Genomic DNA, 23040 nt, shown 5'->3' on the forward strand with positions numbered 1-23040 from the left:
ATGCTGAAACACATCCTCGCCGCCGTGCAACAGCACGCCGCGGTTGAGCACCCGCGAGAGTGTTGCGGGCTGATCCTGGCCGTGGGCCGAAAGCAGGTGTACTTCCCCTGCGTCAACGTGGCCACCGAGCCGACCGAGGAGTTCCGCATCGCGCCGGAGCAGTACGCCGAGGCGGAAGACCAGGGCCAGGTGATCGGCATCGTGCACTCGCACCCGGACGCAACCAGTAGGCCTTCGCCCCGGGATCTGGCGATGTGCGAGGCCACTGGCCTGCCGTGGCACATCCTGTCCTGGCCGGAGGGCGACCTGCGGACGATCACGCCAACCGGCGAATCGCCGCTGCTGGGAAGGCCCTTCGTGCACGGTGCCTGGGACTGCTGGCAGGTCTGCGCCGACTGGTACCAGCGCGAGTGGGGCCTGGACTTTCCGGCATACGTCCGCGAGGACGGCTGGTGGGAGCAGGCCGCCGGCCCGAGCTTGTACGAGCAGGCCTACGAGGCTGCGGGCTTCTACCAGGTAGACCGACCCGAGCGTGGCGACATGATCGTCATGGCCGTGGGCCGAACGGTGCACCCGAACCATGCGGGGATCTACCTGGGCGGTGATCCCAAACTGCCCGGCGAGCAAGCCGAGCTATACGGCCCCGGCCCGTTCCTGCTGCACCACCTGTATGGCAGGCCGTCCGAGGTCATCATCTACGGTGGTCCGTGGCACGACCGGGCCCGCCTGATCCTGCGCCACAAGGAGGCCCGATGAGCGCAATCGCCTACAAGCAAATGACGACCATCAAGCTGTCCGGCTCGCTGGCCCAGAAGTTCGGCCGCACCCACCGCCGGCAGCTCGACAGCGGCGACACCTGGGAGGCTTTCAAGGCTCTGAAGGCAACCCTGGCCGGTTTCGAAGATGAGATTCGGCGGCTGGACGGCATGGGCCTGCGCTTCGCGGTCTTCCGGAACCGGCAGAACGTCGGCCTCGAGGACTTCGAGCGCGGCGGTGTCCGCGAGCTGCGGATCGTGCCGGTGATCGGTGGAAGCAAGCGCGGAGGGCTGCTGCAGACCATTGTCGGCGTGGTCATGGTGGTTGCCGGCGCTGTCACCGGTCAGGCGTGGGCGATGCAGATCGGTGCGGCCATGGCGCTTGGTGGCGTCATCCAGATGCTCAGCCCGCAAGCCAAGGGGCTGTCGCAGAGCGCAGCACCGGAGAACAGGCCGTCCTATGCCTTCGGCAGTGCGAACAACACCACCGCCAGCGGCAATCCGGTGCCGATCTGCATCGGCGAGCGCCGTTGGGGCGGAGCAATCATCTCTGCATCCGTATATGCCGAGGACAAGGCGTAGCTAGCGATGGGCGTATAGCGCTGATAGCATAAGGCTTCTATCGCACTCAAAAGGATGCCACAGTGTACGTTTACAAAATGGTCCAAGTTCCTCCAAATGTTGAAGTTCAAGCAAAACAGCATAAGGGGAATGAGGCTGCCGCATATTTGCAGTCCGTGGTCAATGCAAACGCCGAAGACGGGTGGGAATTTTATCGCGTGGACACTATCGGAGTTGCTGTAAAGCCAGGTTGCTTTGCCGCCTTGTTTGGAAAGCAAACTGAAATGTCTAATTATTACGTGATCTCTTTCCGTCGTCCGGCATGATCTCAAGGCTTTCAATCCTATTGATCAAACTTTATCAGCGGTGTGCTCCTGACAAGATCAGATCAGCTTGCCGCTACACTCCTTCGTGTTCGAGCTATGCATTGCTAGCTATTGAAAGGTACGGTGCTCTCCGAGGTTGGAAGCTAGCCGTGGCGCGAATCTATCGCTGCAAGCCTCCGAATGGAGGAGAAGATTACCCATAACTAAACCCGCTGCGGCGGGTTTTTTCTTGCCCGGAGGAAAGCATGGGCGCAGCACTTCAACCTGCCGTCACCGGCGCAAAGGGCGGCGAGAAGAAGCCCAAGGCGCCCTACGAGGCCCCGGATAGCCTTCGCTCCACGAACATCGCCAAGATCCTGCTGGCCGTGGGCGAGGGCGAGTTCGACGGCGCCCCGACTGACCGCGACATCTACCTCGACAACACCCCGATCATGGACGTCAGCGGCAACGTGAACTTCCCGGGTGTGAAGTGGGAGTGGCGTCGCGGCACCGTGGAGCAGGACTATATCCAGGGCATCCCTGCGATCGAGAGCGAGACGTCGGTCGGCGTGGAACTGCGTAGTGATCAGCCGTGGACCCGCGCGCTGAGCAACACTCAGTTGTCGGCCGTGCGCCTGCGCTTCTCGTGGCCGCGCCTGCTCCAGCAGGACCCGAACACTGGGGACACCAACGGCTACACCATCGAGTACGCCATCGACATCGCCACCGACGGCGGTGCTTTCGTCGAGGCGCACCGCAACGCCGTCAGCGGCAAGACCAGCAGCGGCTATCAGCGCTCTGTGCGTGTCGACCTGCCGGCGGCCACCTCGGGCTGGGTGATCCGCGCCCGGCGCCTCACGCCGAACGCCAACACCGGCACCATCGCTGACACGATGACCATCGCGGCCTACACCGAGATCATCGACCAGAAGCTGCGCTACCCCAACACCGCGCTGCTCTACATCGAGTTCGACGCCGAGCAGTTCCAGAACATCCCGTCGGTGACCGTGAAGTGCAAGGCCCGGCGCTGGCCGGTGCCGACCAACTACGACCCGATCGCCCGCACCTACACCGGCACCTGGGACGGCACCTTCAAGCAGGCATGGACCAACAACCCGGCTTTCGTGACATATGGCCTGTGCGTCGAGGACCGGTTCGGCCTGGGCAAGCGCATCAAGTCGTGGATGGTCGACAAGTGGGAGATGTACCGCATCGCCCAGTACTGCGACCAGCTGGTGCCGGACGGGGTAGGGGGCCAGGAACCGCGCTTCCTGTGCGACATGAACCTGCAGGGCAAGGCCGAGGCCTGGACGCTGCTGCGCGACCTGTCGGCGATCTACCGGGGCATGGTGTATTGGGCGCAGGGCGCGCTGTTCATGCAAGCCGACATGCCCCGGGCGCAGGACTTCGACTACGTGTTCACCCGGGCGAACGTCATCGACGGCGAGTTCACGTATGGCGGCGCCGAGCGCAGCACGCACTACAGTCGCGCCCTGGTCAGCTACGACAACCCGGGGAACAACTACGACACCGACGTGATCCCGGTCACAGACCTTGCGCTGCAGCGGCGGTACCAGGACCGGCCTATCGAGATCTCGGCCATCGGTTGCACCAGGGCTAGCGAGGCCCAGCGCCGCGGGAAGTGGGCGCTGCTGAGCAACAACCAGGACCGGACTGTCACGTTCAAGACGGGCATGGAGGGCCGCATTCCGCTGCCTGGCCACGTCATCCCGGTTGCCGACGAGTTGCTTTCGGGGAGGCCAAACGGTGGCCGCATCGCTGCTGCGGCCGGCAAGGTCGTGACCCTGGACCGTGACACGCAGATCAAGGCCGGCGACCGGCTGATCATCAACCTGCCCAACGGCAGCGCCCAAGGCCGCACCGTGCAGTCGGTTGCCGGTCGCGCTGTGACCGTGACGACGGCCTACTCGGTCCAGCCGGAGCCCGAACTGCAGTGGGCGATCGACGCCGACGACCTGGCCATCCAGTTGTTCCGGGTGCTGAAGACCTCGCGCACCGCCGAAGGCGAGTACGAGATCACCGCGCTCGAGTTCAACCCGAGCAAGTTCGCCGCGATCGACACCGGGGCAAAGCTCGAGGAACGGCCGATTAGCGTCATCCCGGTGACGACCGTGCCGCCACCAGCGAGCGTGACCCTGACGTCCGACTACGCGATTGCCCAGGGCCTGGCCGTCAGCACGATGAACATCGCCTGGCCGGCTGTGGAAGGGGCCGTGGCCTACGACGTGGAGTGGCGCAAGGACAGCGGCAACTGGATCAGGCTGCAGCGCACCGGTACCGCGTCGGTCGATGTTGTTGGGATCTACGCCGGCCAGTACCTGGCGCGTGTGCGTGCGGTCAGCGCGTTCGATATCACGTCGACCTGGCGCAGCTCTGTGCTCACCGACCTGAAAGGGAAGGAGGGTACGCCGCCGGCGGTGACGTTCCTCACGGCCACCAGCGAGATCTTCGCGATCCGGCTGAAGTGGGGGCTGCCGCCCGGAGCCGAGGACACCCAGCGCACGGAGATCTGGAGCAACCCGATCAACGACCTGACCAGCGCCACCAAGCTGGCGGACCTGGCCTATCCACAGTCGGAGCACGTGATGTCCGGCCTGGCTGCCGGTGCGTCGTTCTTCTTCTGGGCGCGCCTGGTCGACCGGACCGGCAACATAGGCCCGTTCTTCCCGGTTCCGCCGACGGCGGTGCAGGGCATTGCTCAGACCGACCCAGGCCCAATCCTTGACATGATCTCCGGCGAGATTGATGAGTCGATGCTCGGCGAGGAGCTGAAGAACAAGATCGACGGGCTGCAGGACCAGATCGACGCCCTGGACGGGCTGAAGGCCTACGACAAGGACACGCCCTACGAGGAAGGCCAGATGGTCGTGGTCGACGGCAGGATCTACCAGGCCGTTCACGATGTGCCAGCAGACCCGAGTGGTGCCAACGCTCCGCCGAATCCGGCCTTGTGGGTCGACATCGGCCAGTCCATCGAGACGGCAAACGGCCTGGCCCAGCAAGTCGAGACCAACACCACAAAGATCGAGGAGGTGGACGGCAAGGTCGAATCCACGGCTGAAAGCGTGCAGGTTCTACGTGCGTCGGCGCGTGACGATGACGCCGAGGGAGAGCTCGCTGGAGCCCTGAAGCTGTGGGATTCAACAGCTGCGATCGCTCGGGAAGCGCTCGTCAGGACAACGGAAACCGACGCTCTTGCGCGAACTTCTGAGACGCTCGAGGCGAAGATCGGAGATACCGATGCAGTCGTTCAGACGGTTAGCCAAGCTCAGGCTAGCCTGGACGGCAAAGCCAGCGCGATGTGGTCCGTGAAGATGCAGGTCAACTCCCAGGGACAGTACGTCGCAGCGGGCATTGGCCTCGGCATAGAGAACGGGCCGGCCGGCCTGCAGAGCACCTTCCTGGTTTCCGCCGACCGGTTCGCAGTGGTCAACGGCATCAACGGCACGCTGTCATCGCCGTTTGTTGTGCAGGGCGGCCAGGTCTTCATGAACACAGCCCTCATCAACACTGCGTTCATTCAGCAGATCGTTCTTGGCATGACGCTGAGGTCGCAAGCTGTCGACTCCCAAGGCCGGCCGCTGATCGAGCTGAACATGGTTACCGGTGCATTCACGGTGCGCGGCCAGGATTCGACAGGCTCCACCCTGATCACCAACGGCCAGGTCAACACCTACTATGCCAGCGGTAACCCAGCAACGAAGATGGGCATTGGCATATGAGTACTGGATTTCTTGCATTCGCGGAGGACGGATCGGTCATTTCAGATATGACGGTGTTAATCAGCCAGACGCAAGGTGGGATAGTGACTAATGGAACAGCAGGAAGCACTACGCTACCCGCTGTTCCAGCAGGCAGGAATCGCTTCTACATGATTGTCGCCTTGGTTGATCTGAACCGCGAAAAGGGGAAAAAGCCTGGTGTCACCATTTCTGGAAACACAATGTCATGGGCGTACTCATACAGCACAAATGGCTGGGGGTACTTTTCAGCTAACTGCAGAATCGATTACGGTTATTACTGATGGCTGGGAAATTCGTTGCGTACAGGCAGCCTGATCAAGAGCTGCTATTTGATACTGAGCTTATATCTTACGGATTGCGTAAAAGCGGATACTTAGCATTCGTTGCTAACTGGCCTCAGAAGTACCTCAGAAGCGTGGGTCTAGATCCAAATTTTGGCGGGAACTGGAATGATGATGCCGTCGCTAGAGAGCCAATCTACGGTATAACATTGTCCTCTTGGAGTGCACCTATAGCATTTCTTGTAGGTGATGGTAGCCCTTGCGGTGAAATCGTTTCTGGATCTTCGAAAACCCTGCTTTTTACGGGCGCATCGGCTTCAACGAAGTGTTATGTGTTTGATCTGATGTCTGACTTGGGACCCATCACCGGGCTCAAATGCTTCAGGGATTCCGACCAAAAGTTGACGTTCAATTCGGCACAGCCTCCGTTAAACGTTGTTGCCGCTGTTCAAGCTCCACAGCCTGGGCAGCCGGTGACACCTGGATCAGACATCAGGTACACAGCATATGCAGGCGGATACAACTCATTCCCAGGCGATGAAGGTGGTGCAAGATACCCGCAGATCAAGTCGTATGTTGATGTTGTAGTTGGTTCTGGAGAGTTCGCGGCATCAATAAATTTTACGCGATCAGCCGCGTGCAGCGCCCCTCAGGCATACCTTTCGGCCGGATTGTACAGCTGTCAAGAAGGGTGCTCAGGTATAACTGGAGGGGTTAGATTTATGTTTACTGTTGCTGCATGTACAACAAGAGAGTTTCCTGGTGGAGCGCCGTACAACTACTGGAGGCAAATTCCTATCGATCGATTCCCGGTTGCTCTGGTTATAAGCACCAACAGACTTCCATTTCCATTTAATTGAGGATTTCGGCTTATGCCATGGTATAGAACGGGCACGGTGTCTGTGACAGCCGGACAGACGACTGTAACCGGAACGTCTACTGACTTCGCCTTGAACGCTCGAGTAGGTGATGCATTCCAGGGGCCAGACGGACGATGGTACGAGGTTGCGAACATCGCCAGTTCGTCGGTGCTGAGCATTCTGCCAGCCTACCAGGGGCCGACAGTGACGGCAGGCTCCTATGGCCTGGCGCCGATGCAGGGATACGTGAAGGAATCCGCAGACCGCCTGCGTCAGCTCGTCGAGCAGTATGGAACCATCCTCGCGCTGATCAACGCTGGCGGCGCTCCGGGCACCTACTTCGCATGGAACAAAACCTGGGCCGACCTCGGCTCCGGGGTTCGTGACTCTTTGCTCACAGGCCTAAGTCTTCTGTATACGGATCCTGTAGCTGCAACTGACAGCGTGCTCGGCGCCCTCGGCAAGCTCCAGGCCCAGGCGTCGAACCCTATCAATACAAACCTGCTGATCAACAGTGATTTCGCGGTGAATCAGCGGGGCTTCGCCGGCGGCTTTCTGTCCCCTGGCACTTACGGCCATGACCGCTGGGGAGCGCATACGGCCGGCGTGAACTACTCGGTGAACGCGTCGACCCGAGTCGTGACACTCGGAGGCGGAACGCTGTGCCAGCCTGTTGAAGTTGCGAACTTCGCCGGCCGATATGTGACCATCTCTGTCGACAGTCCAACTGCGGCCATCACTGTCACCGTTGGCGATGGAGCAGGTGCTGGCTCAAACTCAGGTACGATCACAGCAGGCAGCGGTCGGCGCTCAGTCACACTGCAGATCCCGGGTATCACCGGCGCTCTTCAAGTACGTTTCTCCGGAAACGCGTCGTTCTCGCGCCCCAAATGCGAGGCTGGTTTGCGCGCTACGCCGTGGCAAGAGCCTCTTGTCGGTGACACGCTCGCTGCATGCCTGCGCTACTACTTCCGCATGCTGAACGATACCGGGAGCCCGCGCTCATTTGGGCAAGGTGTATCCGCCGGCACGGGAGCTACGGCCGCACGCGTTAATCGCGGCTGGCCAGTACCGATGCGGGCTACACCATCAGTCCTCGTCGGCTCGTCGATCGTCTATGACGGGGCTGCATCCGTAGCAGTGAACGCGGTTGCAACGACGTACCACACCCGGTTCGGCTTCGAGGCTGATCTGACGCTCGCATCTGCGCCTGGCGCATACAAGCCGCTTATCTACTTACTCAATGCCGGGGCCTTCGTCTCGGCCGACGCGGAGCTGCCGTGCAATGTATAAGCTGACAGAAAACCCTGATGCAGTGATCCGTCTTGATGATGGCTCGTCAATCCCTCGCGGCCACCGCTGGTGGGACGATTACGAGGCCTGGCTCGCAGGCGGGAACACGCCAGAGCCGGCGTTCACGGACGAAGAACTGGCGGCAAAAGCAGCAGCTGAGGCGGCAGCAATTGAATCGGCCTGGCGGGATGGCGAAATGCAGGTCGCGCAACAAAACGTGACAGCAATCGACTTCGGCGACGAATCTGTGCCCGGCACCGCTGCTGAATGGAAAGCCTACTGGCTGGAGCTGCGCGCGTGGAAAGAAGGTGCCGAAGGCTGGCCCGACAGCGCCCACCGGGCCGCGCGACCCGCGTAACCGACCCGAAACAGAACCCGACCGCCACCTGGCGGTATTTTTTTGCCTGGAGAAAACCCATGACCCAATCCACCCCACGTGGTGTGCGCAACAACAACCCCGGCAACATCGACTACAACCCCCGCAACGCCTGGCAGGGTCAGCAGGGCGTCGAGGTGGGCGTGGCCAAGCCGCGCTTCGCCCGTTTCGACACGCCTGAGAACGGCATTCGCGCCCTGGGCAAGCTGCTGATCAACTACCGGGGCAAGGATGGCATGCCTGGTGTCGGCGGGAAGGGGATCGACACGGTGCTGGAAACCATCAACCGTTGGGCGCCGAGCAACGAGAACGACACCCGGGCCTATGCCGCCGCTGTGGCCAAGCGCCTGGGCGTGGGCACCACCGACCCGATCGACATCAAGGACCGCCACACGCTGTGGCTGCTCGTGGAGAGCATCATCATCCACGAGAACGGCGGAAACCCGTACAAGGGCGCGGTCATTGATGAGGGCGTGCGGAGGGCGCTGGCGTGAAAGGATGGGGCGTGCGCGTTATAGCGCTGCTGGCCGTGGTCGGGTCGTACTGGCTCGTCTACCAGCACGGTCGGTCGGTGGAGCGTGCCGAGGCAGCCACAGCATCTGCGCAACGGGACAGCGGGGATCGCCTTGCCGAGGTGCTGGGCGAGCGCGGAGAACGCCAGGAAGAACATCGCCGCGCAGCGGCACACGAGGAGGTGAGGGCGCATGCTCAGGAGCAACGAACGACTGCCGACAGCGCTGCTGCTGGGGCTGATGCTGCTGGCCAGCGGCTGCACGACGAAGCCGGCAAGCTCGCTGCCACCGTCGGTTGCCCCGGCCAGGACCCCGCCGTTGCCGCTCGAAGCCAGGCAGCCACCCGCGCCGCAATGGTGCTCTCCGACCTGCTCGCACGGGCTGATGCTCGAGCGGGAGAGCTGGCGGCAGCGTATGACCGCGCCCGAGTAGCCGGACTGGCGTGCGAGGCGTCCTATGATGCGCTGCTTATTGGTGAGATCAGGTCCGGCCCCTGATTTCGCACATTACCGACAGCGGTGCCAACCCGGTACCACTCGAAAGCCTCGGCCGGCTCACCCATGTTCAGCACCATCTGCTCGGCATGCTCGCCGGGCATGCCTGCCGCGATCCACTCGACCGCCAGCTCTGGCGACAGCACGACAGGCCGTCGGTCGTGCACGTCGACCATGCCACCCTGGGCATCGGCGGTGATGATCACGAACCCGTCGTGCTCATTGCCGACGAACTGACCGATTGAGGTGCACAGGGCAGGGCGCCCATCCCGCCGGCGGATGTAGTAGGGCCGCTTCTTCGGACCGCCTTCGTCCACCCACTCATACCAGCCATCCACCGGCGTGATCGCTCGATGCGGCCAGATCGCCCTGAAGAAGGGGCCGTGCGCCACCTTCTCGACACGGGCGTTGATAGGCGCGGCGCGGTCGGTCGCCCAATGCGGCCGCCACCCCCATCTCACCAGGTCCGCCCTCGGGCCTGCGTCATCTACCCGAAGCACGGCGACCTGCGTGGTTGGCGCGACGTTGTACCGCCCCAGGTCCTGGTCACCGACGTTGTTCCGCCAGGCTTCTGGCATGCTCAGCGTCTCAACGAAGTCATGGATCCCGCGGTACTGACTCAACCTTCCGCACATGTCCGGCCCTCCTGCTTGAGCCAGAAGCATAGCCCGCCGGGCGGTACTGGCCTGGTCATCCGTTTGAATGGTCAAATACTGTATCGATATACAGTATTGGTGCCGTATGTACTTCCTCCTTGTTCGCCGCCGAGAGCGCGGCGTCGCCATCCCCAACGAAAAGCTCGGCAAGATCAAGCCGCTGCGCGCAGACGTGCATATCGAGTACGGGCACAGCAAGGTGCTCGGGCGCCCGTGCATTGAGGCGTGGGTGTTCAACCCCACACCGAGCGGCGACATCATCCCGCGCCTGCATGACGCCTGCGTCAACGGGATGGCCCAGCAGGGCATGAACATCACTGGCTTCGAAGAGGTCGACGGCGTGCTGTACTCGCAGTCCTGGTGGTGCCGTGTTGAGTAGCTTGGCAGGTATCCCGCGGCCATGGCTGGACGAGCTCTACGACAGTCCGGCCATGGTCACGGACCCGGACGGGCGCGCCGCGGTTATCAATGAAATGGCCTATGCGGCCAGCCGCCGACGAGAGGTAGATGCCGGCGTGCTTTCCGACATGCTGGAGCTTGCCGAGGCAGCCAGGACCTGGGCACTACTCGAGCATGAGGAGGCCTGGGCCATGGGAATTTTTGCCGAATACGAGCCAGATCGCCCGACTGGCGGGCAGATTCTCCCCGAATTGAGGCGCTAGACAGAAGGTAGAACCATATCGGCCCAGGCCTGCATCATGTCGCGGCGCTGCTCCAAATAGGTGGCGTGGTTATACACGTCACGAATAGCGCTGCTGTCGGCGTGGGCCAGCTGCCGCTCAATCCAGTCTTTGTTATACCCGCGACTGTTCATCTCCGTGGAAAACAGGTGCCGGAATCCGTGCGGTGACTGGCGACCGGTGTATCCGCAGCGGTCCAGCAGGTTCACCGCATAATTGATGCCGATCGGCCGGACTGCGTCAGTTCGGTTCGGGAACACGTATTTCAGGTTTCCGGATATCGGAAGCATCGAGCGCAGGATTTCGACCGCCTGGCGCGACAGCGGCAAGATGTGATCGCGGCGCATCTTCATCTTGGCGGCCGGGATGGACCAGGTCGCGGTATCCAAGTCGATCTCAGACCACTCAGCCTTGCGAACCTCCGCCGGGCGGCACGCTGTGAGGATAAGCAGCTTGGTTGCGCACTGCAGCTGCAAGCCTGACTCACTTCCTTCAATGGCCTTGATGATGGCCGGCATTTCGTCGAAGGCCAGGAACGGCCTGTTCTTGTGCGGCGCCATCTTCTCGGTCACAGCGTGCATTTCCGCCGTGGGGTTTATCTCAATCATTCCGATCGCCATTGCATAGCGGAAGACTTGGCCGGTCCATTGCCTGGTTTTTACGGCTGTAGTGATTGAGCCGCGCCGCTCTATGCGACGGATCAGCGTGATCACGTCGGCGCGCTTGATGCTGTCGATCTGGCGCTGACCAAAGGCCGGCAGCACATCCAGCTCCATCGCGTTGGAAATCACCTTGACCGTCGAATCGGTTAGGCCTCCCTTCCTGAATTCCAGCCACTCTTCATAGACGCGGCAGAATGTCCTCTCTTGGGCGCCAAGGCGCTCGACCTTCTTTTCCCTCCTCAATTCGCGAGGGTCCTTGCCCTGCGCAACCTCTTCGCGGGCCTCATCCCTTCGCGCACGCGCCTCCTTCAAGCCGATCTCTGGGTAAGTCCCAAGCGAAATTCTGGCCTGCTTGCCGAGCCATGTGAACCTGAAATGCCAGCTCTTCACGCCGGTTTCGGCGATGTACAGCGTGAGCCCTAGCGAGTCTGCAAGGGTGTAGCCCTTTTCCCGGGGCTTGGCCTGCCTGGCTGCGGTGTCCGTGAGCGCCACTAGTACATTGCCTCTTTCTGGTCGTTAGATGTACTGGATGATGTACTACGTTTTTGGGATTGGGAAGGTACAGAATGGTACGCGGCGATACGCCAATGACGCCGGATTCAGGGCGTCATGGCTGCTTGTGGTATCGCTCGGTTTTTGGCGGGAGCCCATTGTGGAATCCTTAAAGATTTCCACGCTGGCATAACTCTGTGTGAATCAACGATGCGCGCAGTCTACCAGCATGCCCGCTACAAGGCTTGCAACCGATCCTGCAACCGCCCGGTGGCGATCAGCTCCAGCAGTTCGTCGCCCAGGCGCCGACTTTCGGCAATGGCCTTGTACCAGTAACGCTTACGGCTCGACGCATCGCCCATGAAACGCTTGAAGTCGTTGCGATCCGGCAGCTTGCCGTAGGGCAGGGTGGCCAGGTACTGCGGCGACGGGGTCATCAGCAGCACGTTCTGCAGGCGCGTGGCATCGCCCTTGCGCCAGGGCAGGGCCTTGTCGAACCAGCCGGGCACCACCTTGTCGGTGAAGTGCGGGTAGAGCACCAGGTCGTCGCCGCGGTAGGGCAGGTCCAGATGGTAGTCGAGCAAGCCGCCGTCGCGGTAGGTGCCGGCACCCGCGCCGGGGATGTCGCGTACACCCTCCATGACCATCGGGATCGAACCCGAGGCGAGCAGGGCGTGGCGCAGGTTGGCCAGGTCCAGCGGCAGGCTGCGCGAAGGGAAGTCGGTGAGCGCCTCCAGCGGTGGCGTGGCACGTTCATCGTGCAGGATCACCCGCTCGAAGTGCCGGGCCAGGCGCGAGCGGCCCAGCAGGTTGCTGGCGATCACCGAGCCCAGCCCCACGCCCAGGCGGCCACGGTGGTCGTGGGCGAGCTGGCCGTGGCTCTTCACCACCAGGATGTTCAGGCGATAGTGCGGGTTGGCGAGGATCTGCCCATCGCGGCCCTGCAGCAGGTCGTCGAGCATGCGTTGGCAGCTCTGGCTGATTTCCCTGGGGGTCACGCCCTTGGCGAAATCCTGCTCGGTATACAGCTCGCCCAGGCGGCGGATACCGGCCACCGGGTCGTCGAGGCAGGCACTGGCGAAACGCCAGGAGCCGATCGAGGCGCCGATCAATGCCCGTTGCCGTGGTGCCGTCGGCAGCCATTCACCGAACAGCGCCAGGTCCAGGCCCTGGATTCCCAAGGGCTTGGGGCCACCGGCGGCGCCCGGCAGCACGCCGACATCGGCGGCCAGCAGGCCGCGCTCGCGGATCTGCCGCAAGGCGCGCTGGCCGGCCTTGAAGGTCAGGGCGGGGTACTTGATGTGGATGGCGCTCATGGCGGGGTCTCGGGCAGGGCAGGCGGGCAGTATAGGGCTTTATTGCGAGGCGGCGATGCCATCACCGCCCCACGTGGCCGCGACAAGGCCGCAAGCTGCGCTATCATGCGGCCAGCTGTTTTCAGGTTGAGTTAAGGACCGGTGGTTAATCTTAACCCCGTAGACAAATTGCACATCTCGCTGGAGAGAACCTCATGAAAACTTTGACTGCCCTGTTCACCGCCGCCGCCCTCGCTTTCGGTGCCAATGCCGCCTTCGCCAAGGATGTGCAGCCCGATGAAGTGGTCAAGCTGGTGAACGCCAAGACCATCAAGTCGCTGGATGAACTGAAGGCCGCCGCCGTGGCCAAGCATCCCGGCGCCACCGTGACCGACTCGGAGCTCGAGGACGAGTACGGCCGCTACATCTACAAGGTCGATCTGCGTGATGCCCAGAACGTCGAATGGGACGTGGCCCTGGATGCCAAGACCGGTGAAGTCCTGAAGGACGAGCGAGACAACTGATGCCTGCACTACCGCGAACGGCACGCTACCTGGCCTTGGCCCTGTTGACCGTCTGTTCGCTGGCCGCCGCGCGCGACCTGGACCAGGATGAAGCCCTGGAGCTTCGGCAAAAGGGCATCATCCTGCCGCTGGAGCAATTGCTCGAAGCCGCCCTGGGGCGTTACCCCGGGGCACGGCTGCTGGAGGCGGAACTGGAAGAGAAGCACGAGCGCTACGAGTACGAGGTCGAGCTGCTGACCCCGGCGGGGGTGGTGCGCGAGATCAAGCTCGACGCCCGCACCGGCGCGCTGCTCAAAGACGAGGAAGACGACTGAATGCGCCTGCTGCTTGTCGAGGACAATGTCCCCCTGGCCGATGAACTGATCGCCACCCTGCAGCGCCAGGGTTATGCCGTGGACTGGCTGGCCGATGGCCGCGATGCGGTGTACCAGGGCCAGAGCGAACCCTACGACCTGATCATCCTCGACCTGGGCCTGCCCGGGCTGCCGGGGCTCGAAGTGCTGGGGCAATGGCGCGCGAGCGGCCTGGCCACCCCGGTGCTGATCCTCACCGCCCGCGGCTCCTGGGCCGAGCGTATCGAGGGCCTCAAGGCCGGGGCCGACGACTATCTAAGCAAGCCCTTCCACCCCGAGGAGCTGCAACTGCGCATCCAGGCCCTGTTGCGCCGGGCCAAGGGACTGGCCAACCAGCCAAGACTGGAAGCGGCCGGCCTGCACCTGGACGAGTCGCGCCAGTGCGTGAGCCGTGAGGGTGTCGATGTCCAGCTCACCGCCGCCGAGTTCCGCCTGTTGCGCTATTTCATGCTGCATCCGGGGCAGGTGCTGTCCAAGAGCCACCTGGCCGAGCACCTATACGACGGGGAAACCGAGCGTGATTCCAATGTGCTGGAAGTGCACGTCAACCACCTGCGGCGCAAACTGGGGCGCAGCGTGATCGAGACCCGCCGCGGCCAGGGCTACGTGTATGCCGGGAGCGCCGCGTGAAGTCGATCCAGGCGCGCCTGAGCCTGGGCCTGGTGGCGGTACTGGTAGTGGTTGGCCTGGCCCTGGCGCAGTTGACCCTGTGGCTGTTCGAGGCGGGCCTGCAGCGTTACCTGGAAGCTGGCCTGCGCAAGGAAAGCGAAAACCTGCTGGTGGCGCTGGTGCGTGGCCCGTCCGGCCTGCAGTTGGACGAGCGACGGCTGTCGGCAGCCTACCAGCAGCCGTTCTCGGGCTACTACTTCCGCATTGATTTCGACCAGGGTACCTGGCGCTCCCGTTCGTTATGGGACATGGACATGCCCAAGCCCGGTAAACCGGGGCTGGACGATGGTCACGAACTGGGCCCCGAGGGCCAGCAATTGCTGGCCTATCGCGGCGATTACCGGCGCCTGGGCCAGGACATCTCGATCAGCGTGGCCCAGGACTACTCGCCGGTGCGCGAGGGCTTCCGGCGCATGCAGCAGATCGGCCTGGGCCTGGGGCTGGTGGCGTTGATATTGGTCCTGGTGCTGCAGCGCCTCACCGTGACCCGCTCGTTGCGCCCGCTGGAGCGGGCGCGCCAGCAGATCGCCCAGTTGCAGCAGGGCCAGCGCTCGCAACTGGACGCCGAGGTCCCAAGCGAACTGCAACCGCTGGTGGACCAGATCAACCACCTGCTGACCCATACCGAAGACAGCCTGCGCCGTTCGCGCAATGCCCTGGGCAACCTCGGTCATGCCTTGAAGACGCCGCTGGCGGTGCTTGTCAGCCTGGCTGCCAGCGAACGCCTGCAGGCGTTGCCCGAGGTGCGCGCGCAGATGCGCGAGCAATTGGAGCAGATCCAGCAACGCCTGGCCCGCGAACTCAACCGCGCGCGCCTGGCCGGCGATGCCTTGCCCGGCGCGCAGTTCGATTGCGATAGCGAACTGCCCGGGCTGCTGGCGACGCTGGGGATGATTCACGGCGAAGGCCTGCTGCTGGAGCGCGACGTGCCTGCGGGCTTGTTGCTGCCCTGGGACCGCGAGGATTTGCTGGAGCTGCTCGGCAACCTGCTGGACAACGCCTGCAAATGGGCCGACAGCGAGGTGCGCCTGGGCATCGCGCCAACCACCGAGGGTTACCAGCTGTGGGTCGATGACGATGGCCCGGGCATCCCTGAGGCGCAACGCCTGCAAGTGCTCGAACGCGGCTCGCGGCTGGACGAACAGGTCGATGGCCATGGCCTGGGGCTGGGCATTGTGCGCGATATCGTCGAGGCATGGGGTGGACGCATCGCACTGCTGGAAAGCCCGCTGGGCGGGTTGCGAGTGAGTATCGAGCTGCCGCGCAAGGGGCGTTGATCGGCGCCGGCCCAATCGCGGGGCGGATCAACCGTGCAAAAAAATTGCAGTACAGCCGCAGTTTTTTGAATTGGCCCAGCGCCACCTGCGCCCGGCACAATGCCGGCCACGAAACCTTGCGGTTTCCATCTCTCCAAGGACGGAGCCCCCTTGCGCCACTGCATTGCGCAACACAGGGCCCAGGCCGGTCGCGCTGGGCTTTCTTTTTACAATCAGAAGAACACGATCAAGTCACCTCGATGTCTGCCTCGCGTCCCGAATCCCGCTTGCAGCGCTTGCTCCCGGCGCCGCTGAACATCCCTCCCCGAGAATGGTTGCGTGCAGGTCTTGGCGCGCTGCTCGGCCTGTTTCTCGCCGGCTATCTTTGTAGCCTGGCCTATGGGCCATCGATCGCCCTGCATCTGCTGGGCCCGCTGGCAGCCTCGGCGGTGCTGGTGTTCGCCGTGCACTCCGGTCCGTTGGCCCAACCCTGGCCCGTGCTGGGCAGCTACGCGCTGGCGGCTGTCGTAGGCCTGGCCATGCGCCACGCCTTCGGCGATGGGCTGTGGGTCGCGGCGGCGGCGTTGGGCATCGCCATCCTGGCAATGTGCCTGCTGCGCTGCCTGCACCCGCCCGGTGGCGGCGTGGCGGCCAGCGCGGTGCTGGCCGATCCGGGGTTGGTGGCCATGGGTGACCACCTGCTCGAGCCGGTATTGCTCAATGCGCTGATCCTGGTCGGTGTGGCTGTGCTCTACAACCGTCTGACCGGCGTGCGCTACCCCAAGGGCGCGACCCCGCGCCGCGACTTGCACCACACCCACGACCCGCTGCCGGGCGAGCGGGTCGGCATCAGCGCCGGGGACCTGGACCAGGCCCTGGAGGAGATCGGTGAGTTCGTCGATGTCACCCGTGACGAGCTGGAGCGGATCATCCTGGCCACCGAGCAGCACGCCCTGCACCGCAGCCTGGGCGGCATCACCGCCAGCTCGGTGATGTCCCGCGACGTGCAGTGGGCAACGCCGCGCACCACCCTCGAACAGGCCTGGAAGCTGTTGTCTGGCCATCACCTCAAGACCCTGCCGGTACTGGAAGAGGGACGCCTGGTGGGGATCGTCAGCCTCAGCGACCTGGTCGGCCCGGCCATGGCCCGTGGGCGTTTCAGCTGGCGCGGCCTGTTCCGGCGCAAGGTGGTACGCCTGGAGCAGGTGATGAGCCGCCGGGTGGTCAGTGTCGGCAGCCAGCATCCGCTGGAGCGCCTGTTGCCGTTGCTCAGTGAACAGGGACTGCACTGCCTGCCGGTGCTCGACGACGAAAAGCTGGTGGGGGTGATCACCCAGACCGACCTGATCGCCGGCCTCAAGCGGCACCTGCTCACTGCCGCGGCGCAGGGCTCAGATCACCGGGTCCCAGCGCTGTGACCAGTCGCTTTCGCCAGCGGCCACCAGTCGGCGCAACACGCTAAAGGCCTGCTGCAACGCCTCGCTGTCGCGTTCGCGGGCATGCACCAGGAAGGTCGGGTAGGTGAACTCCGGCGCCTGGGGCACGCGCTCGAACACCCCGCTTTGCAGGTAGGCCTGGACCACCCGGGTGCGGAAATAGCCGCTGCCGCCGTGCTCGAGAATGAACTGCAGGGCCAGGGGGCCGAGGTTGAAGCTCAGGGCCGGGCGCGACAGGTCGGGCAGGGCGGCGTCATGCTGGCGGCGGAACGCTTCGCCCCAGTCGATGTAGATGTACGGATCGGGCGCATCGACCCGGCGCACGCGGATCAGCTTCTCTTCCATCAGCTGTTCGACCTGCAGGCCGGGGCCATAGGTCGGTTGGTAGACCAGCGCGGCGTCGAGTAAGCCCATCTCCACCTTGCGCAGCAGCGCCTCGCCATCGCTGACCTCGCTGCGGATGGCATGGCTGGGCAGTTCCTGGTGCAGGGCGCTGACCCAATCGAGCAGCATCGGGTTGCCCAGGCTCACCTCGGCGCCCACATGCAGCACCTGCTGGCAGCCTTGGGGCAGCGGCAGGTCACGGCGCGCCGCTTCCCAGGTCTGCACCAGCTGGTTAGCATAGCTGACGAACGCCTCGCCATCGGCGGTCAGGCTGGCGCCGTTGCGGCTGCGCACGAACAGCTGGCAGCCCAGTTGCTGCTCCAGGCGCTGCACACGGGCGCTGATCGCCGTCTGCGAGACGAACAGGCGTTCGGCGGCGGCGACCAGGCTGCCGCAGCGGACGATTTCCAGGAAGGTGCGGGCCTGATCGATGTCCATGGTGCTGCTTCTGTGACGGGGAGGCAGCCTATTCTAGAGGCATTGCACCTGTTTGGGGCGCTGGTTCAGCCACGTGCCTGTTCAGCCACGCGCTAGCTCAGCCAAGTGTGTCGTGGCCTCTTCGCTCTTGAGCACCAGCACATCGCCTTCCAGTGCATCCAGGACCACTTCCGCCGTGTTGCCGATCAACGCCCCGGAGATACCGGTGCGGGCCACGGTGCCGACGATGGTCACCACCGCGTCGAGTTTCTTCTCCGTATACGGAATCAGCACGTCGGCCGGCCCTTCGGCGATATGCAGCCTGTCATCGGTAATATCGAATTCCGCCTGGAACGCCGTGCACGCCTCGCGATAGCGTTTCTCGATCGTCTCCGTGAGCTGGTAGACCGGGTCGGAAGCCGACAGCATCGGCGATGGATGGGCGCTGATCACGTGCAGCTGGCCTTTGGCCAGGCTGGCGATGTCATAGCCGTGATCGATGATGCTGGCATGCAACAGGCGATGGGCCTCGTCCTGGTTGCCCACATCCACCGCCGCCAGGATCACGCCGCCGGTCCAGGGGCGTTCGCTCTTGACCATCAGCACCGCGCAGGGGCACTCGCGCAGCAGCTTCCAGTCACTGGGGGTCAGCAGTGCCTTGCGCAAGGGATTGTCCGGGCGGTGCTCCTTGATCACCAGTTCACAGCCTTCCGCTTGCTGCACATGGATGATCGACTGGTGCAGGCTGTCCTTCCACTTCTGTTCATGGGTGACATTGTCGTAGCCATCGTCATGCAACTGGCTGCTTAGCAGGCTCAGCAGCGCGCTGTGGTCCTGCTTCTTGTCGCACATCAGCAGGTGCAGGCGCGCACCGGTCACCCCGGCAATCAGTTTGGCCCGGGTCAGGGCCCGGCTATGGGCGTGCTCGGGGTCGAGGACGACGAGGATGCTGCGCACGGCTTGCATGGGCGTGAACTCCTTTCGCGGATGGCGACCAATGCCTGACTATAGACGGCGCGGCGGCTGCCGCCGGTTGACCTGCATCAAGCATAGTCACTGGCGCTCGCCAGCGCCGCCGGTATAATCGCCGGTCCCGCCGATGTTCCCTGCGATTGTGAGTACCATGTCCCTGATTCCTGAAATCGATGCCTTCCTGGGTTGCCGCACCCCTGACGCCTGGATCGAGGCGGCACTGGCCGACCAGGAAACCCTGCTGATCGATCACAAGAATTGCGAGTTCAAGGCCGCCAGCACGGCGCTGAGCCTGATCGCCAAGTACAACACCCACCTCGACCTGATCAACATGATGTCGCGCCTGGCCCGCGAGGAGCTGGTGCACCACGAGCAGGTGCTGCGCCTGATGAAGCGTCGCGGCGTGCCGCTACGGCCGGTTTCGGCCGGGCGCTATGCCTCGGGCCTGCGGCGGTTGGTGCGGGCGCATGAGCCGGTGAAACTGGTGGACACCCTGGTGGTGGGGGCCTTTATCGAGGCGCGCAGCTGCGAGCGTTTCGCCGCCCTGGTGCCGCATCTGGACGAAGAGCTGGGCACCTTCTACCACGGCCTGCTCAAGAGCGAGGCGCGGCACTATCAAGGCTATTTGAAACTGGCCCACCAGTACGGCGATGAAGCGGACATTGCCCGGGTGGTGGAGCAGGTGCGCGAAGCGGAGGTCGGGCTGATCACCTCGCCCGACCAGGAACTGCGCTTCCACAGCGGTATTCCGCAGGCGCAAGCCGCCTGAGCTATTGCCGGCGACCGAGCAGCAGCCCGACCACCAGGCCGAAGCCTGCAGAGACCGCCACGGTCTGCCAGGGGTGGCCACCGATGTATTCCTGGGTCGCCTCGACCACCGGCTGCGCCTTCTGGCCCAGGCGGCTGGTGGCATCGCGCGCCTGGCGCAACTTGAGCCCCAACTGCGCGCGCATGCCTTCGGCTTCCTCGCCGACCAGCGACGCGCTGTCGCTGAGCAGCTTCTCGGATTCCTCGATCAATGCCTGCAGTTCGCTGAACACCTGATCCTTGATCTGGTCGTTGTTGCCTTGCGCAGCGGTTTTCTTGGCCATGTACACATCCTCGTGAAGGGTTGGGCGTTGAACAATGGATGCCACGCTGCCGGGAAAGTTGCAGCGGCGTACCGGTGGCGCGTCGACGCAGTGTAAGATAGCGCCCATTTTCCAGCGGCAGGTAATACCCGATGAGTTTCAATCTGGCCAACATGAGCTTCCAGGAACGGGCGCAGATCGAGGCAGAAAAGGCCCGCTTGTTCGACTACTGGCAGAACAACCTGGGCAAGGCCAAGGGCGAGGCGGCGCGCCTGATCGCAGAAAAGCCACGGCGCAAGGGCAAGTGGGCCGAGTGGGTGCGTGCCGAACTCGACGGCATGTCGCCGCCGGAGTTCAACCAGCTGGTGCGCAGCGAAGTGAACAAGATGATGGCCGCCGCCAGCGCCAACCGCTGAGCCAGGCGAACACCCCGAACGCCTGCGCTGGAGAATCCAACAGACCTTCCTGACTGGAGTTCCCTCGATGCCCAAGTCCATCGTCGCCGCCCTGCAGATCGGTTCGCTGCCTGGCGGCAAGGCCGCCACCCTGGCGCAGATCCTCGACTACGAGCAGGCCATCCGCGACGCCGGTGCCAACCTGGTGGTGATGCCCGAGGCCTTGCTCGGTGGCTATCCGAAAGGCGAAGGGTTCGGCACCCAGCTCGGCTATCGCCTGCCTGAGGGGCGTGAAGCCTTCGCCCGCTATTTCGCCAATGCCATTGATGTACCGGGGCCCGAGACCGATACCTTGGCCGGCTTGTCGGCGCGCACCGGAGCGAGCCTGGTGATCGGCGTGATCGAGCGCAGCGGCAATACCCTGTATTGCACGGTGCTGTTCTTCGAGCCGCACGCCGGCCTGGTGGCCAAGCACCGCAAGCTGATGCCCACCGGCACCGAACGGCTGATCTGGGGCAAGGGCGACGGCTCCACACTGCCGGTAATCGAAAGCCGTGCCGGACGCATCGGCGCGGCAGTGTGCTGGGAGAACTACATGCCGCTGCTGCGCACCGCGATGTACGCCAAGGGTGTGCAACTGTGGTGCGCGCCGACAGTGGACGAGCGCGAGCTGTGGCAGGTGAGCATGCGCCACATCGCCGCCGAGGGGCGCTGCTTTGTCATCAGCGCCTGCCAGGTGCAGGACTCGCCCGCCGCACTGGGCCTGGAGGTGGCCAACTGGCCGGCCGAGCGGCCTTTGATCAATGGCGGCAGCGTGATCGTCGGCCCACTTGGGGAGGTGCTGGCCGGGCCGCTGGTGGGCAAGCGTGGCCTGCTCTGCGCCGAGGTCGATACCGATGAGCTGGTGCGTGCGCGCTACGACTTCGATGTGGTCGGCCACTATGCGCGGCCGGATGTGTTCGAGCTCAGCGTGGACGAGCGTCCGCGGCCCGGAGTCCGTTTCGTCGGTTCATCCAGCGCAGGCGAGTGATCTGCCAGCCTGCCGGTAAAGCTGATTACCAGGCGGGGCCTGCGGCCGTTGGCAGGTCGAGCTTGCCTTTGTCGGTAAAACGCACGGTGCCCAGCGGCCCTCCCGCCAGCTTGCCGCGCAACACATAGGGCAGGCCCTGCAGCGAGTCCACCCGGCTCAGGCCGTAGGCCTGGCGCAGGAAGGCGAAGGCGGTGACGCTCACCGGCACCACCAGCACCGCTTCGTCGTAGCGGCCGATATGCCCGCGCTGGTCGCTCACCCCGGCCGCCAGGGGCTGGTCGTTGACTTCCAGGTTGAGGGCGATGCCATTGAAATCCACCGGGGTTTCGTTGGGGTTCTGCACGCGGATCTTCACCACCATGCGCAGCTCCAGATCCTGGCCAGGCAACGGATCGATGCCGATCACGCTGATGTTCAGCGGATCGCGCCCCTGGAACAGGGCGCAGGCGTTCAGGCCAAGGGTCAGCAGCAGGATCAGGCAGATGCGGGCATACATGGGGATCTGGCCTTGTGGCACGGGCGAGTCGGCAGTGTCGCAAATGCGTGGCGGCGATGAAAGCGGGGGGCCTGCCGACGTTGCGGGCCTAACGCGAGCCGAATGTCATGCGCAGGTCTTCCATGAAGGCTTGCTGCGCCTCACCGGGTGTTTGCCCGCGATGCCTGGCCAGGGTGAACGGCACCACGAAATCCAGCGCGGTATCCAGCGCCCGCAACAGGCCCTGGGCTTCCCAGGGCGCGGCGCAGTGACACGGCAGAAAGCCGATGTGTCGTCCTGACAGGATGAACGTCAGCGCGCTGTCGATCTGCTCTGCCACCGCCATGCTGTGGCGGCTCTGGAACGGCTCGCCCTGTTTGAGAAAACGATAGGGGTGGCTTACCTGGTCGGCCTCGAGCAACTGCTCGCGGGTTACCTGGGCCTGGCTGAACAACACGTGGCCCTTGCCGCAGTAAAGCCTCTGGCGCTCCTCGAACAGCGGCAGGTAGTCGAACGCCGCCTGGTTGCCGGAGAAGTAGCTGATGGCGCAGTCCAGGCGCTGCTCCAGCAGCAAGCGTTCGAGTTCGGCCGGTGGCGCGCTGGTCAGTTCCAGGCGCACGCTCTCGTCACGCTGGCGAAACCGCGCGATGGCCTGGGCCAGGCGCAGGCTGATATCACGGTCCTGGTTCTCGGCCAGGCCGATGCGCACGCTGCCCAGCAAACGCCCGGAAACACCGTTGGCCTGCTGGCGGAACTGCTCGATCTGCAGCAGCAGGCCGCGAGTCGCTTGCAGCAGCAACTCGCCTTTCTCGGTCAGCCGGAAGCCGCCCTTGCCCCGGCTGCACAGGCGATAACCCAGGCGGGTCTCCAGTTTCGCCATCTGCTGGCTGATGCTGGGCTGGCTGAGCCCGAGCACACCTTGGGCGGCGCTGAAGCCGCCGGCCTCGACTACAGTGACGAACAGCCGCAGCAGGTGCAGGTCCGGGTCGTGCAATTGTCCGAGCATCACATTGCTCCTGGTGAATGTCAGCTTCGCAAAGTTGCCATTTTTGCAATGTAACCCGACAGGCATG

At 63.8% G+C, this 23040-nt stretch carries 28 protein-coding genes; 20 read left to right on the forward strand and 8 right to left on the reverse strand.

Annotation, left to right across the window (positions count from 1 at the left end; all coding sequences use genetic code 11):
• The 10 genes from CCOS191_RS09560 to CCOS191_RS27165 all read left to right on the forward strand — a co-directional run bounded on the left by CCOS191_RS09560 (position 1) and on the right by CCOS191_RS27165 (position 9204).
• A complete protein-coding gene (locus tag CCOS191_RS09560) occupies positions 1 to 756 on the forward strand; it encodes a C40 family peptidase (protein WP_046854980.1) in 756 nt (251 codons plus the stop codon).
• Positions 753 to 1337 carry a tail assembly protein gene (locus tag CCOS191_RS09565; protein WP_046854981.1) on the forward strand — a complete coding sequence of 195 codons (585 nt, stop codon included), beginning with the start codon at positions 753 to 755 and terminating at the stop codon, positions 1335 to 1337. Before CCOS191_RS09560 ends, CCOS191_RS09565 begins: the two co-directional genes overlap by 4 nt.
• A 62-nt stretch (positions 1338 to 1399) precedes the next feature.
• Positions 1400 to 1642: a DUF4177 domain-containing protein gene (locus tag CCOS191_RS27140; protein ID WP_082120379.1), complete on the forward strand. Its 243-nt coding sequence runs from the start codon at positions 1400 to 1402 to the stop codon at positions 1640 to 1642.
• Positions 1639 to 1845, forward strand: a complete 207-nt coding sequence (gene yidD, locus CCOS191_RS27145; RefSeq protein ID WP_082120380.1) for a membrane protein insertion efficiency factor YidD — start codon at positions 1639 to 1641, stop codon at positions 1843 to 1845. The genes CCOS191_RS27140 and yidD overlap by 4 nt, the downstream gene beginning before the upstream one ends.
• A gap of 42 nt (positions 1846 to 1887) precedes the next feature.
• Positions 1888 to 5364 carry a host specificity protein J gene (locus tag CCOS191_RS09570; RefSeq protein WP_046854982.1) on the forward strand — a complete coding sequence of 1159 codons (3477 nt, stop codon included), beginning with the start codon at positions 1888 to 1890 and terminating at the stop codon, positions 5362 to 5364.
• A gap of 301 nt (positions 5365 to 5665) precedes the next feature.
• On the forward strand, positions 5666 to 6526 hold the full coding sequence (locus CCOS191_RS27155; protein ID WP_082120382.1) for a hypothetical protein: 861 nt from the start codon (positions 5666 to 5668) through the stop codon (positions 6524 to 6526).
• A gap of 168 nt (positions 6527 to 6694) precedes the next feature.
• Positions 6695 to 7819: a hypothetical protein gene (locus CCOS191_RS28275; RefSeq protein WP_177330349.1), complete on the forward strand. Its 1125-nt coding sequence runs from the start codon at positions 6695 to 6697 to the stop codon at positions 7817 to 7819.
• Positions 7812 to 8177, forward strand: a complete 366-nt coding sequence (locus tag CCOS191_RS26800) for a hypothetical protein (protein WP_052752588.1) — start codon at positions 7812 to 7814, stop codon at positions 8175 to 8177. Before CCOS191_RS28275 ends, CCOS191_RS26800 begins: the two co-directional genes overlap by 8 nt.
• A gap of 59 nt (positions 8178 to 8236) precedes the next feature.
• Positions 8237 to 8689: a structural protein P5 gene (locus CCOS191_RS09585; RefSeq protein ID WP_046854983.1), complete on the forward strand. Its 453-nt coding sequence runs from the start codon at positions 8237 to 8239 to the stop codon at positions 8687 to 8689.
• A complete protein-coding gene (locus CCOS191_RS27165; protein WP_082120383.1) occupies positions 8686 to 9204 on the forward strand; it encodes a DUF2514 domain-containing protein in 519 nt (172 codons plus the stop codon). The genes CCOS191_RS09585 and CCOS191_RS27165 overlap by 4 nt, the downstream gene beginning before the upstream one ends.
• Here CCOS191_RS27165 and CCOS191_RS09595 read toward each other — a convergent pair.
• Positions 9162 to 9836: an SOS response-associated peptidase gene (locus CCOS191_RS09595; RefSeq protein WP_046854985.1), complete on the reverse strand. Its 675-nt coding sequence runs from the start codon at positions 9834 to 9836 to the stop codon at positions 9162 to 9164. The genes CCOS191_RS27165 and CCOS191_RS09595 overlap by 43 nt on opposite strands.
• Positions 9837 to 9942: 106 nt before the next feature.
• On the opposite strand from CCOS191_RS09595, the gene CCOS191_RS09600 reads away from it, so the two are divergent.
• Both CCOS191_RS09600 and CCOS191_RS09605 read left to right on the forward strand, forming a co-directional pair.
• Positions 9943 to 10236 carry a hypothetical protein gene (locus tag CCOS191_RS09600; protein ID WP_046854986.1) on the forward strand — a complete coding sequence of 98 codons (294 nt, stop codon included), beginning with the start codon at positions 9943 to 9945 and terminating at the stop codon, positions 10234 to 10236.
• A gap of 52 nt (positions 10237 to 10288) precedes the next feature.
• Complete coding sequence (locus CCOS191_RS09605; protein WP_046857732.1) at positions 10289 to 10519, forward strand: hypothetical protein; 231 nt, start codon at positions 10289 to 10291, stop codon at positions 10517 to 10519.
• Here CCOS191_RS09605 and CCOS191_RS09610 read toward each other — a convergent pair.
• Both CCOS191_RS09610 and CCOS191_RS09615 read right to left on the reverse strand, forming a co-directional pair.
• Positions 10516 to 11691, reverse strand: coding sequence for a tyrosine-type recombinase/integrase (locus tag CCOS191_RS09610; RefSeq protein ID WP_046854987.1), 1176 nt, complete (start codon positions 11689 to 11691; stop codon positions 10516 to 10518). The genes CCOS191_RS09605 and CCOS191_RS09610 overlap by 4 nt on opposite strands.
• A gap of 236 nt (positions 11692 to 11927) precedes the next feature.
• Positions 11928 to 13007 (reverse strand): patatin-like phospholipase family protein, encoded by a 1080-nt coding sequence (locus CCOS191_RS09615; RefSeq protein ID WP_046854988.1) that lies wholly within the window; start codon positions 13005 to 13007, stop codon positions 11928 to 11930.
• 194 nt (positions 13008 to 13201) lie between these two features.
• On the opposite strand from CCOS191_RS09615, the gene CCOS191_RS09620 reads away from it, so the two are divergent.
• From CCOS191_RS09620 to CCOS191_RS09640, 5 genes are all read left to right on the forward strand, one after another.
• A complete protein-coding gene (locus CCOS191_RS09620) occupies positions 13202 to 13510 on the forward strand; it encodes a PepSY domain-containing protein (RefSeq protein ID WP_046854989.1) in 309 nt (102 codons plus the stop codon).
• Positions 13510 to 13824: a PepSY domain-containing protein gene (locus CCOS191_RS09625; protein ID WP_023632694.1), complete on the forward strand. Its 315-nt coding sequence runs from the start codon at positions 13510 to 13512 to the stop codon at positions 13822 to 13824. The genes CCOS191_RS09620 and CCOS191_RS09625 overlap by 1 nt, the downstream gene beginning before the upstream one ends.
• Positions 13825 to 14493, forward strand: coding sequence for a response regulator transcription factor (locus tag CCOS191_RS09630; protein ID WP_046854990.1), 669 nt, complete (start codon positions 13825 to 13827; stop codon positions 14491 to 14493).
• Positions 14490 to 15809, forward strand: coding sequence for a sensor histidine kinase (locus CCOS191_RS09635; protein WP_046854991.1), 1320 nt, complete (start codon positions 14490 to 14492; stop codon positions 15807 to 15809). The genes CCOS191_RS09630 and CCOS191_RS09635 overlap by 4 nt, the downstream gene beginning before the upstream one ends.
• A gap of 239 nt (positions 15810 to 16048) precedes the next feature.
• Positions 16049 to 17206 carry an HPP family protein gene (locus tag CCOS191_RS09640; protein WP_046854992.1) on the forward strand — a complete coding sequence of 386 codons (1158 nt, stop codon included), beginning with the start codon at positions 16049 to 16051 and terminating at the stop codon, positions 17204 to 17206.
• Here the strand turns inward: CCOS191_RS09640 and CCOS191_RS09645 are convergent.
• Entirely contained in the window at positions 17180 to 18046 is an 867-nt protein-coding gene (locus CCOS191_RS09645; RefSeq protein WP_046854993.1) for a LysR family transcriptional regulator, read from the reverse strand. The genes CCOS191_RS09640 and CCOS191_RS09645 overlap by 27 nt on opposite strands.
• Before the next feature lie 81 nt (positions 18047 to 18127).
• Positions 18128 to 18991, reverse strand: coding sequence for a universal stress protein (locus CCOS191_RS09650; protein WP_046854994.1), 864 nt, complete (start codon positions 18989 to 18991; stop codon positions 18128 to 18130).
• 157 nt (positions 18992 to 19148) lie between these two features.
• On the opposite strand from CCOS191_RS09650, the gene CCOS191_RS09655 reads away from it, so the two are divergent.
• Positions 19149 to 19766 (forward strand): tRNA-(ms[2]io[6]A)-hydroxylase, encoded by a 618-nt coding sequence (locus CCOS191_RS09655; protein ID WP_046854995.1) that lies wholly within the window; start codon positions 19149 to 19151, stop codon positions 19764 to 19766.
• A gap of 1 nt (position 19767) precedes the next feature.
• On the opposite strand, the gene CCOS191_RS09660 is transcribed toward CCOS191_RS09655, so the two are convergent.
• Complete coding sequence (locus tag CCOS191_RS09660) at positions 19768 to 20088, reverse strand: DUF883 family protein (RefSeq protein ID WP_046854996.1); 321 nt, start codon at positions 20086 to 20088, stop codon at positions 19768 to 19770.
• Positions 20089 to 20219: 131 nt separating this feature from the next.
• Between CCOS191_RS09660 and CCOS191_RS09665 the strand changes: the two genes are divergently transcribed.
• Both CCOS191_RS09665 and CCOS191_RS09670 read left to right on the forward strand, forming a co-directional pair.
• Positions 20220 to 20483 carry a hypothetical protein gene (locus tag CCOS191_RS09665; protein WP_023630897.1) on the forward strand — a complete coding sequence of 88 codons (264 nt, stop codon included), beginning with the start codon at positions 20220 to 20222 and terminating at the stop codon, positions 20481 to 20483.
• A 67-nt stretch (positions 20484 to 20550) separates the two neighbouring features.
• Entirely contained in the window at positions 20551 to 21492 is a 942-nt protein-coding gene (locus tag CCOS191_RS09670) for a carbon-nitrogen hydrolase family protein (protein WP_046854997.1), read from the forward strand.
• Between the two features lie 25 nt (positions 21493 to 21517).
• On the opposite strand, the gene CCOS191_RS09675 is transcribed toward CCOS191_RS09670, so the two are convergent.
• A complete protein-coding gene (locus CCOS191_RS09675) occupies positions 21518 to 21988 on the reverse strand; it encodes an LEA type 2 family protein (RefSeq protein WP_046854998.1) in 471 nt (156 codons plus the stop codon).
• An 88-nt stretch (positions 21989 to 22076) separates the two neighbouring features.
• On the reverse strand, positions 22077 to 22973 hold the full coding sequence (locus tag CCOS191_RS09680; protein WP_046854999.1) for a LysR family transcriptional regulator: 897 nt from the start codon (positions 22971 to 22973) through the stop codon (positions 22077 to 22079).
• Between the last annotated feature and the right edge of the window lie 67 nt (positions 22974 to 23040).

This window comes from Pseudomonas sp. CCOS 191 (assembly GCF_001007005.1).
Lineage (GTDB): Bacteria > Pseudomonadota > Gammaproteobacteria > Pseudomonadales > Pseudomonadaceae > Aquipseudomonas > Aquipseudomonas soli.

Excerpts from the sequence above, each read along its gene's own strand:
- CCOS191_RS09645 (WP_046854993.1), bottom strand. The coding sequence starts at position 18,046 with ATGGACATCGATCAGGCCCGCACCTTCCTGGAAATCGTCCGCTGCGGC.
- CCOS191_RS09625 (WP_023632694.1), top strand. The coding sequence starts at position 13,510 with ATGCCTGCACTACCGCGAACGGCACGCTACCTGGCCTTGGCCCTGTTG.
- CCOS191_RS27155 (WP_082120382.1), top strand. The coding sequence starts at position 5,666 with ATGGCTGGGAAATTCGTTGCGTACAGGCAGCCTGATCAAGAGCTGCTA.
- CCOS191_RS26800 (WP_052752588.1), top strand. The coding sequence starts at position 7,812 with ATGTATAAGCTGACAGAAAACCCTGATGCAGTGATCCGTCTTGATGAT.
- CCOS191_RS09595 (WP_046854985.1), bottom strand. The coding sequence starts at position 9,836 with ATGTGCGGAAGGTTGAGTCAGTACCGCGGGATCCATGACTTCGTTGAG.
- CCOS191_RS09570 (WP_046854982.1), top strand. The coding sequence starts at position 1,888 with ATGGGCGCAGCACTTCAACCTGCCGTCACCGGCGCAAAGGGCGGCGAG.
- CCOS191_RS09655 (WP_046854995.1), top strand. The coding sequence starts at position 19,149 with ATGTCCCTGATTCCTGAAATCGATGCCTTCCTGGGTTGCCGCACCCCT.
- CCOS191_RS09630 (WP_046854990.1), top strand. The coding sequence starts at position 13,825 with ATGCGCCTGCTGCTTGTCGAGGACAATGTCCCCCTGGCCGATGAACTG.
- CCOS191_RS09670 (WP_046854997.1), top strand. The coding sequence starts at position 20,551 with ATGCCCAAGTCCATCGTCGCCGCCCTGCAGATCGGTTCGCTGCCTGGC.
- CCOS191_RS09650 (WP_046854994.1), bottom strand. The coding sequence starts at position 18,991 with ATGCAAGCCGTGCGCAGCATCCTCGTCGTCCTCGACCCCGAGCACGCC.
- CCOS191_RS09585 (WP_046854983.1), top strand. The coding sequence starts at position 8,237 with ATGACCCAATCCACCCCACGTGGTGTGCGCAACAACAACCCCGGCAAC.
- CCOS191_RS09680 (WP_046854999.1), bottom strand. The coding sequence starts at position 22,973 with ATGCTCGGACAATTGCACGACCCGGACCTGCACCTGCTGCGGCTGTTC.
- CCOS191_RS09600 (WP_046854986.1), top strand. The coding sequence starts at position 9,943 with ATGTACTTCCTCCTTGTTCGCCGCCGAGAGCGCGGCGTCGCCATCCCC.
- CCOS191_RS09565 (WP_046854981.1), top strand. The coding sequence starts at position 753 with ATGAGCGCAATCGCCTACAAGCAAATGACGACCATCAAGCTGTCCGGC.
- CCOS191_RS09615 (WP_046854988.1), bottom strand. The coding sequence starts at position 13,007 with ATGAGCGCCATCCACATCAAGTACCCCGCCCTGACCTTCAAGGCCGGC.
- CCOS191_RS09620 (WP_046854989.1), top strand. The coding sequence starts at position 13,202 with ATGAAAACTTTGACTGCCCTGTTCACCGCCGCCGCCCTCGCTTTCGGT.
- yidD (WP_082120380.1), top strand. The coding sequence starts at position 1,639 with ATGATCTCAAGGCTTTCAATCCTATTGATCAAACTTTATCAGCGGTGT.
- CCOS191_RS09665 (WP_023630897.1), top strand. The coding sequence starts at position 20,220 with ATGAGTTTCAATCTGGCCAACATGAGCTTCCAGGAACGGGCGCAGATC.
- CCOS191_RS09640 (WP_046854992.1), top strand. The coding sequence starts at position 16,049 with ATGTCTGCCTCGCGTCCCGAATCCCGCTTGCAGCGCTTGCTCCCGGCG.
- CCOS191_RS09675 (WP_046854998.1), bottom strand. The coding sequence starts at position 21,988 with ATGTATGCCCGCATCTGCCTGATCCTGCTGCTGACCCTTGGCCTGAAC.
- CCOS191_RS09560 (WP_046854980.1), top strand. The coding sequence starts at position 1 with ATGCTGAAACACATCCTCGCCGCCGTGCAACAGCACGCCGCGGTTGAG.
- CCOS191_RS09605 (WP_046857732.1), top strand. The coding sequence starts at position 10,289 with ATGGTCACGGACCCGGACGGGCGCGCCGCGGTTATCAATGAAATGGCC.
- CCOS191_RS09660 (WP_046854996.1), bottom strand. The coding sequence starts at position 20,088 with ATGGCCAAGAAAACCGCTGCGCAAGGCAACAACGACCAGATCAAGGAT.